The organism is Microbacterium sp. p3-SID336, from assembly GCF_025143365.1.
Lineage (GTDB): Bacteria > Actinomycetota > Actinomycetes > Actinomycetales > Microbacteriaceae > Microbacterium.
Map to the genome: position 1 here is coordinate 1 of NZ_JALXPE010000101.1, position 6,861 is coordinate 6,861.

Consider the following 6,861-nt stretch of genomic DNA (forward strand, 5'->3'; position numbering starts at 1 on the left):
CCCCCCCCCGCGCCTGTTTTCCCGCCCCCTCAGGAGTGACCATGCAGGACTCGCTGCGGATCACCGCCAGCACCGTCGACCCAGGACTGCTCGCGCTGCCCTGGTCCACCAGCCTCGCCAAGTGGCCGTCCGAGCACATCGTGTCGCTGCCGAAGGGTCTCTCCCGCCACCTGGTGCGCTTCGCCGACCTGTCCGGGCGCGTCGTCGCGGTGAAGGAGACCACGGCCGCGATGGCGCAGCGTGAATACGACATGCTGGGCAACCTCGCCCGCCTCGACGTGCCCTGCGTGGCGCGCGTGGCCGTCATCGCCGGTCGCACGGACTCCGCGGGCGCGCCGCTCCCCGCCGCCCTCGTGACCTCGCACCTGCGGTTCTCGATGCCCTACCGCGCCCTGTTCACGCGCGTCCTTCGTCCGGACACGGCCACCCGTCTGGTGGATGCGCTGGCACTGCTCCTCGTCCGGCTGCACAACGTGGGCTTCTACTGGGGCGACGTGTCGTTGTCGAACACCCTGTTCCGCCGCGACGCCGGCGCGTTCGCCGCGTACCTGGTCGATGCGGAGACCGGAGAACTCCACGAGGAGGGCCTCACGGACGGCCAGCGCGCGTACGACCTGGATCTCGCCCGCACGAACATCGCCGGCGAGATCATGGACCTCGCGGCGGGCGGCCGCCTGGAGCACGGGGTCGACGCGGTCGCCATCGCGGACGGCATCGTGTCCTCGTACCGGTCTCTGTGGGCGGAGCTCACCGCACAGGAGTCGTTCTCCGCGGCGGAGACCTGGCGCATCACCGAACGGGTGGAGCGGCTCAACGCGCTGGGCTTCGACATCGACGAGATGTCCATGTCCACCACGGCCGACGGGACGGTGGTGGAGATCCAGCCCAAGGTCGTGGACGCGGGGCACCATCAGCGCCGCCTCATCCGTCTGACCGGGCTCGATGTGGAGGAGAACCAGGCCAGACGGCTGCTGAACGACCTCGACGAGTTCCGGGCACGGTCGACCAAGCAGTGGGCGGACGAGGAGATGTACGCGCACGAGTGGCTGACGCGCGTGTTCGAGCCCGTGGTCCGCGCGATCCCCTACGACCTGCGCGCCAAGCTCGAACCCGCGGAGGTGTTCCACCAGGTCCTGGAGCACCGGTGGTACCTGTCGCAGGCGCAGGGGCGCTCGGTGGCCCTGGCGGAAGTGCTCACGAGTTACATCAACGACGTGCTGCGGCACCGGCGCGATGAGGCCACCATCATGGGCCCGCCCACGGAGACCATGAGCCTCCCCGTGATCACGGGCACGCTCTCCCTCGCGGAGGACGAGGACGAGGTCGACTGGCGCGACCTCGTCTGACCGCCCTCAGTACCCGACGGTGAAGCGCTCGCGGTGGTGGTTGCCCTGCTCGATCTCGTCGACCACGGCCACCGCGAAGTCGGCGCCCGAGATGTATGACTTCCCCTCGGCATCACGCACGAGCACGTCCCCGCCGTCGCGGTAGGTGCCCGTCCGCTCGCCCTCGGCCCACGGACCGAACACCTCGGCCGGATGCACGAAGAACCAGTCCAGACCCGGGTCCGAGTCCTGCAGCAGTGCAAGCGAGTCGATGCCGACCTGGGCCTCGTGCTTGTACTCCTCGGGGAAGTCCTGGTCGAACAGCCGCGGACCGCCGGGGGCGACGAGGCTGCCCCCGGCTCCGCCGACCACACCGAGCCGGGTCTCCGTCCCGGCGAGCAGGTCGATGACGCCGGAGAGGGCATCGAGCACGCGCTCTTCCATGTCCCCGCGCGGAGAGAGCGCCGAGACGACCGCATCCGCGCCCGCGAGCGCCTCCGCGATCGACGCGGGGTCCAGCGCGGAACCCTGCACGTACGCCGCGCCGGCGACCGGATCGGCGGGCGCGGACCGCGAGATCGCCACCACGGCGTGATCGCGACTCACTGCCTCCGCCACGATGTGCCGTCCGGCGTAGCCGGTTCCTCCGAGGACGATGATGCGTGCCATGCTCTGCCTTTCCTTGCGGTCAGCCCGCGGCGCGGACGGTCGCCACCTGATAGAGGGCGACGGAAGCGGCGATCCCGGCGTTGAGCGACTCGGTCGCCGCCGAGATCGGGATGGAGACGATCTGATCGCAGGTCTCGGTGACCAGGCGCGACAGCCCCTTGCCCTCCGAGCCGACGACGATCACGACCGGCCGATCGGCCAGCTGCAGCTCGGGCAGCGACACGTCTCCGTCGCCGTCGAGCCCGAGGACGAAGACGCCCTGCTTCTTGAACTCCTTGAGCTGCGTGGTGAGGTTGGTCGCGAGGGCGACGGGGACCCGGGCGGCGGCGCCGGCGCTCGTCTTCCAGGCCGCCGAGTTCACTCCCGCGGAGCGTCGCTGCGGGAGGATGATGCCGTGTCCGCCGAAGGCCCCCGTCGAACGGATGATCGCGCCGAGGTTCCGCGGGTCCGTCACACCGTCGAGGGCCACGAACAGCGGGGTCTCGCCCCGGTCGATGACCTCCTCCAGCAGATCCTGCGGGTGGGCGTACACGTACGGCGGCACCTTGAGCGCGACGCCCTGGTGCACGCCGTCGAAGCCGGCCATGCGGTCGAGCTCCTGACGTGTCACCTCTAACACCGGGATGTCGCGATGCGTCGCGATGGACAGCATCTCCTTGACGCGGTCGTCCATCTCGACGCGCTGGGCGATGTACATCGCCGTCGCGGGGATCTTCGCCCGCAGCGCCTCCAGCACCGAGTTGCGCCCGGTGACCGTCTCGGTGTCGGTCGTGTTGTCCTTCGACCGGGCCGTGCGGTTGGGGTTGCCACCCGATGCGGGTCGCCCTGCGGGCTTTCCCTTCCCGCCGGCAGCCGCATAGCGCTCGGCCGCGGCCTTGCGCTTTCCGGCCGGGTGCCACGCGCGGTCTTCCGCCTTCGGCGTGGGACCGCGGCCCTCCAGCGCCTTGCGCCCGAGACCTCCCGTGCCCTTCGTGGGGCCCTTCTTCTTGCCCTTGCTCGCGCCGGGGCGCCCTGGCTTAACCATCGATACTCCAATGAGTTCCGGCCGGAGTGTCCTCCAGCGTGATTCCTGCGGAGGCGATCGCGTCACGGATGCGATCGGCCGCCGCCCAGTCCTTGTCCTCCCGCGCCTGCGCCCGCTGGGCGATCAGCATCGGGACGAGTGCGTCGAGAGCGGCCCTCGACGCCGCGTCCGCCGACTGCCACTCCGGCGACAGCGGATTGATCCCGAGCACGTTCGTCATGCCGATGACCTCGGAGACGGCACGTTCCAGCTCGACGCTCGGGTCGCCTGACCAATCGTAGGCGCTGTTGCCCGCTCTGATGGTCTCGTGCAGCACGCCGAGCGCGCGCGGCACCCCCAGGTCGTCGTCCATCGCGGCGACGAAGTCGTCCGGAAGGGAGGGAGGGATCCCCGGGTCGACCAGTCGGGTCATGGTCGTGAGGAAGCTCTTGATGCGCCCGAGCGCCGCCTCGGCCTCCGTCCACGACGACTCGGACAGGTCGAGGCTCGACCGGTAGTGCGCGGCGGCGAGCGCATAGCGGACGACGAGAGGATCGTGCTGCGCGAGGACGTCGCGCGCGAGCGTGAAGTTGCCCAGCGACTTCGACATCTTCTGACCGTCGACCGTCACGAGGCCGTTGTGCACCCAGTACCGCGCGAAGCCGTCGCCGGCGGCCGTGGACTGAGCGAGCTCGTTCTCGTGATGCGGGAAGCGCAGGTCGAGGCCGCCCCCATGGATGTCGAACTCCGCGCCGAGGTACCGCTTCGACATCGCCGAGCACTCGATGTGCCAGCCGGGTCGCCCCGGCCCCCACGGCGACGCCCACGTGGCGTCGGCAGGCTCGTCCGTCTTGGCGCCCTTCCACAGCGCGAAGTCCTGCGGAGCGCGCTTGCCTCGGGGGTCGGCCTCCTCCGCCGCCTCCATCGCATCCACCGACTGATGGGTGAGCGCGCCATAGGAGGCCCACGACCGCACGTCGAAGTACACGTCGCCGGAACCGTCGGGCGCGGGATAGGCGTGGCCGCGCTCGATCAGCAGCGCGATGAGCTCCTGCATCTGCGGCACCGAGGCCGTGGCCCGGGGCTCGTACGTCGGCGGAAGGACGCCCACGCCGGCGTAGGCGGCGGTGAACTCCTGCTCCATGCGGTAGGCGAGCGCCCACCACGGCTCCGCGGCGGTGGAGTTCGCGAGCACCTTGTCGTCGATGTCCGTGACGTTGCGCACGAAGGTGACCCGGTCGTACGTGTGCTCCAACCAGCGCCGCAGCAGGTCGAAGCTGAGAGCCGCCCTGACATGGCCGATGTGCGGACCGGACTGCACCGTGGGGCCGCACACGTACATCGTGATGTTCTCGGGATCGAGAGGCACGAAGTCGCGCAGCTGCTGTGCGCGGGTGTCGTAGAGGCGGAGAGTCACCGCTCAAGCCTACTCGGCGGCCGCTGGGCACTCCCGCCCGTGACGGGATGCCCGATCGCGGATCAGCGGGTCGCGGCGGAGACCGGCACCACGAGCGCGACCGCCATGACGGAGACGCCCTCCCCGCGCCCGGGGAAGCCGAGGGCGTCGGTCGTCGTGGCGGTCACCGAGACCGCCGCTCCGCCGAGTGCTGCGGACAGCGCTGCCTCCGCCTCCGCACGGCGCGCGCTGAACCGGGGACGATTCGCCTGGAACTGCACCGACACGTTCCCGATCGCGAAACCGGCCTCGGCGAGGAGCTCCCGCGTGCGCGACAGGAACACGTCCGCGTGAGCGCCGGCGTACTCGGGATGCGCGGTGCCGAAGTGCTCCCCGATGTCGCCGATGCCCGCTGCGCCGAGAAGCGCGTCGACGATCGCATGGGCCACCGCGTCCCCGTCCGAGTGTCCGGAGAGCGGCGGCTCCCCCGGCCAGGAGAGCCCGGCGAGGCGAAGGTCGCCTTCACCGCCGAAGGCGTGGACGTCGGTGCCGATCCCCACGCGCGGCAGCGACGGGAAGGCCGACAGCCGGGGCGCCGGACGTGGCGGCGCCGGAGCTTTCGCCGTCGACTCTCGCAGCAGCCGTGCCCGCTCCAGGTCGGCCGGAGTCGTGATCTTGAACGAGAGCTCGGCACCCGGCACGAGGCGCACGCGGTGTCCTGCGGCAGCGAACAGCGCCGCGTCATCGGTGTACTCCTCACCCTCGCCCGCGGCCCTGGCGTACGCCGCCTCCAGCAGCAGGCGCGGGAAACCCTGCGGCGTCTGCGCCGCGGCGAGTTCGGAACGGTCGACGGCGCCGACGACCAGCCCGTCCTCCACGCGCTTGAGCGTGTCGACGACGGGCATCGTGGGCAGCGCGGCGGATTCCGGGGTGACGGCCGCGGCGACGGCATCGATGACGGCCGCGGGTGTCAGGGCTCGTGCGGCATCGTGCACCAGCACCGTCGTCACGTCGCCCCACAGCGCGGCGAGCCCCGCGGCGACCGACTCCTGCCTGGTCGCGCCGCCTGTGACCACGCGGCCGAGATCAGCCCGCTCCCCCGCGGCGGCGCGCAGCTCGGTCTCGGCATCGCCTTCGTACCCGGCCGGGGCGACCACGATCACCTGCATGGGCGCTGCGGCGAAGACGCCGTCGAGCGCGTGCCGGAGGACAGTGTGCTCGTCGATGCCGACGAAGGCCTTGGGTGCGCCGGCCTCCAGGCGAGTGCCGGAACCGGCGGCGACGACGATGATCGCGGTGTGCGGGACGGGAAGCAGGCTCACAGCTTCACGTTACCGGCGAACGCGACGAAAGGCGGGTGCCGCAGCACCCGCCTTCCGTGAACTCGTCGTCAGGACGCGAGGACCTCGTCGAGCAGCGCGCCCGCCTTGTCCTCGTCGATCTTCTCGGCCAGAGCCAGCTCGGAGATCAGGATCTGCCTGGCCTTCGCCAGCATCCGCTTCTCGCCGGCGGAGAGGCCGCGGTCCTGGTCGCGGCGCCACAGGTCGCGGACGACCTCGCTCACCTTGATGACGTCGCCGGACGCCAGCTTCTCCAGGTTCGCCTTGTACCGGCGCGACCAGTTGGTGGGCTCCTCGGTGAACGGCGCACGGAGCACCTCGAACACGTGGTCCAGGCCCTCCTTGCCGATGACGTCGCGGACGCCGACGAGGTCGACGTTCTCGGCCGGGACCTCGATGATGAGATCACCCTGCGTGACGTTGAGCTTCAGATACTTCTTCGTCTCGCCCTTGATGATGCGCTCCTTGACCTCGATGATGGTCGCAGCGCCATGGTGCGGATAGACGACGGTCTCGCCAACCTCAAAAAGCATAAAAACATGTCCTTTCGGCAACCTCAAGGATACCACAGGGGATATGCGCTAAGGTTCGCGCTCCCGGGTCCGCAGCGCCGCGCGGCTTACCCATAGAATGGGTGAGGACATCCCGCCGGACCTCAGGAGGACCCGTGAAATCGCGCCTTGTCGCGTCAGCCGCCATCAGCGCCCTCGTTCTGCTCGGTGCGACCGGATGCACGTTCATCACCCCGCAGTCCACCAAGATCGAGTACGCGGCATCCGACGGCGTGAACGTCTCCGACGCCGAGGGGCCGATCGACGTGCGCAACGCCCTCGTCATCGCGACCGAGGACGGCTCCGTCGGCAACTTCGTCGGCGCCATCGTGAACCCGACCGAGGAGCGCGGCACGCTCACGATCTCGGTCAAGGGCGTCGACCCCTTCACCGTCACGGTGCCCGCGGGCGAGACCATCAGCCTGGGCGCGGACGAGGAGCCGCTGCGCATCGTCGGCCTCGACACCAAGCCCGGCGCGACGGTCGAGATGCACTTCCAGTCCGGCGATTCCGCTGGCGTCACGACCGAGGTGCCCGTGCTCGACGGCACCCTCCCCTACTACTCGGATCTCGCTCC

7 protein-coding genes are annotated in these 6,861 nt (G+C 70.3%); 2 read left to right on the forward strand and 5 right to left on the reverse strand.

What is annotated here, in order from left to right; all coding sequences use genetic code 11:
* The first annotated feature begins 41 nt into the window (after window positions 1-41).
* Window positions 42-1,346: a DUF4032 domain-containing protein gene (locus M3C17_RS18520; RefSeq protein WP_259979528.1), complete on the forward strand. Its 1,305-nt coding sequence runs from the start codon at window positions 42-44 to the stop codon at window positions 1,344-1,346.
* Window positions 1,347-1,352: 6 nt separating this feature from the next.
* Here the strand turns inward: M3C17_RS18520 and M3C17_RS18525 are convergent, their stop codons facing one another.
* From M3C17_RS18525 to M3C17_RS18545, 5 genes are all read right to left on the reverse strand, one after another.
* Window positions 1,353-1,994 (reverse strand): NAD(P)-dependent oxidoreductase, encoded by a 642-nt coding sequence (locus M3C17_RS18525; RefSeq protein WP_259979529.1) that lies wholly within the window; start codon window positions 1,992-1,994, stop codon window positions 1,353-1,355.
* 19 nt (window positions 1,995-2,013) lie between these two features.
* Window positions 2,014-3,018, reverse strand: coding sequence for a 23S rRNA (guanosine(2251)-2'-O)-methyltransferase RlmB (gene rlmB / locus M3C17_RS18530; protein WP_259979530.1), 1,005 nt, complete (start codon window positions 3,016-3,018; stop codon window positions 2,014-2,016).
* Window positions 3,011-4,414 carry a cysteine--tRNA ligase gene (cysS, locus tag M3C17_RS18535; protein WP_259979531.1) on the reverse strand — a complete coding sequence of 468 codons (1,404 nt, stop codon included), beginning with the start codon at window positions 4,412-4,414 and terminating at the stop codon, window positions 3,011-3,013. Before cysS ends, rlmB begins: the two co-directional genes overlap by 8 nt.
* A gap of 62 nt (window positions 4,415-4,476) precedes the next feature.
* Window positions 4,477-5,715 (reverse strand): 2-C-methyl-D-erythritol 4-phosphate cytidylyltransferase, encoded by a 1,239-nt coding sequence (gene ispD / locus M3C17_RS18540; protein WP_259979532.1) that lies wholly within the window; start codon window positions 5,713-5,715, stop codon window positions 4,477-4,479.
* Between the two features lie 68 nt (window positions 5,716-5,783).
* A complete protein-coding gene (locus M3C17_RS18545) occupies window positions 5,784-6,266 on the reverse strand; it encodes a CarD family transcriptional regulator (protein WP_050722636.1) in 483 nt (160 codons plus the stop codon).
* 134 nt (window positions 6,267-6,400) lie between these two features.
* Here M3C17_RS18545 and M3C17_RS18550 point away from each other — a divergent pair.
* Window positions 6,401-6,861: DNA modification methylase (locus M3C17_RS18550; RefSeq protein WP_259979533.1), on the forward strand; the 461-nt coding region annotated here is incomplete at its 3' end.